The sequence below is a fragment of the Pseudomonas sp. Lb2C2 genome, assembly GCF_052112205.1.
GTDB classification, from domain to species: Bacteria; Pseudomonadota; Gammaproteobacteria; order Pseudomonadales; family Pseudomonadaceae; genus Aquipseudomonas; species Aquipseudomonas kilonensis.
Map to the genome: position 1 here is coordinate 1 of NZ_JAUTYW010000018.1, position 1,667 is coordinate 1,667.

Genomic DNA, 1,667 nt, shown 5'->3' on the forward strand with positions numbered 1-1,667 from the left:
GGCCCAGAGTGTGTAAAAACACCGAAGCCAACCCTTGCTATGATTCCCCCAGGATTTCATCGCAAGGGCTGCCCATGAAACGCTTCATCCAAGGTGAACACCGAGGTCAAACTACCTTGCTCCCCGAGAGCTTGGACGATTACGTCAGCGACACCAATCCGGTGCGCGTTGTCGATGTCTTCGTGGATGAACTCGACCTGATCACCTTGGGTTTTGAAGGCGCTGTCCCCGCTGAAACGGGCCGACCGGCTTACCACCCTGCAGTCATGCTGAAGATCTACATCTACGGCTATCTCAACCGTATCCATTCAAGCCGGCGCCTTGAGCGCGAGGCGCAGCGCAACGTCGAGCTAATGTGGCTGACCGGTCGCCTGATGCCGGATTTCAAGACCATCGCCAACTTCCGCAAAGACAACGGAAAGGCCATTCGAGGAGTCTGTCGGCAGTTCGTCGTGCTGTGTCAACAACTTGGGCTTTTCTCGGAGCATTTGGTTGCCATCGATGGCAGTAAATTCAAGGCGGTGAACAACCGCGACCGCAATTTTACCAGCGCCAAGCTGAAGCGCCGGATGGAAGACATCGAGTCAAGCATTGCCCGTTATCTGAAGGCGCTGGATGAGGCTGATCGGGAAGAGCCCAAGTCTTCAGGGCCCAAAGGGGGGCTGGAAGAGAAAATCGCCAAATTGAAGGAGCAGATGAAGGCACTCCAAGCGATTGAAATACAGCTTGAAGCATCGCCGGACAAACAGATCTCGCTGACCGACCCGGACGCGCGCTCGATGATGATGACGAGCGGTCATGGCATCGTGGGCTACAACGTGCAGACAGCAGTCGATACCAAACACCATTTGATCGTTGCGCACGAGGTGACCAATGTCGGTCACGACCGTGATCAGCTTAGCTCGATGGCCCAGCAGGCCCGTGAGGCGATGCAAATCGAATCGTTGTCGGTGGTGGCGGACCGAGGGTATTACAAAAGCAGAGAAATCCTGGCCTGTCACGAGGCAGGAATCACCGCTTATGTGCCGAAAACGCTGAGCTCGCGGGCCAAATCTGATGGCCGCTTCGGTAATGACGAGTTTGTTTACGAGGCAGACAAAGATGTGTACGTCTGCCCCGCCAAGCAAGTGCTGATCTGGCGCAACTCTTATGTCGACAAGGGCAAGAAGCTGGACGTTTACTGGCACTCCAACTGCCGAGCCTGTTCGATAAAGGCGCAATGTACACCGGCCAGAGAGCGAAAGATTCGGCGCTGGGAACATGAGGCGGTACTGGAGGAAATGCAGGCCCGCCTGAACAATGAGCCGCAGATGATGATCATCCGCAAGCGAACGGTCGAGCACCCCTTTGGGACGCTGAAGCAATGGATGGGTGCGACGCATTTTCTGACGCGGCGGCTGGCTGGGGTGAGCACCGAAATGAGCTTGAATGTGCTCGCTTACAATTTGAAAAGGGTGATGAAAATCCTTGGTGCGCAGGGTCTGATGGAAGCGCTGGCGGCCTGAGAACCTGCCGTTTTGCCCCGTTAATCAAGCCTACGGAGCCTTGCTAGCGCTTGTAGGGGCCGTTTGGAGCCACAAGAGCGCTTCAGGTTTTAATCAGTTGGCTAACACCTGTCGGCACTACGTGCCGACGATGTTTTTATCGGTTTTTACACACTCTGGGCC

At 55.5% G+C, this 1,667-nt stretch carries 1 protein-coding gene; it reads left to right on the forward strand.

The features are described 5' to 3' along the window. Positions 1–74 precede the first annotated feature (74 nt). Entirely contained in the window at positions 75–1,505 is a 1,431-nt protein-coding gene (locus tag Q7F16_RS30055; protein ID WP_409557417.1) for an IS1182 family transposase, read from the forward strand. The last annotated feature ends 162 nt before the right edge of the window (positions 1,506–1,667 follow it).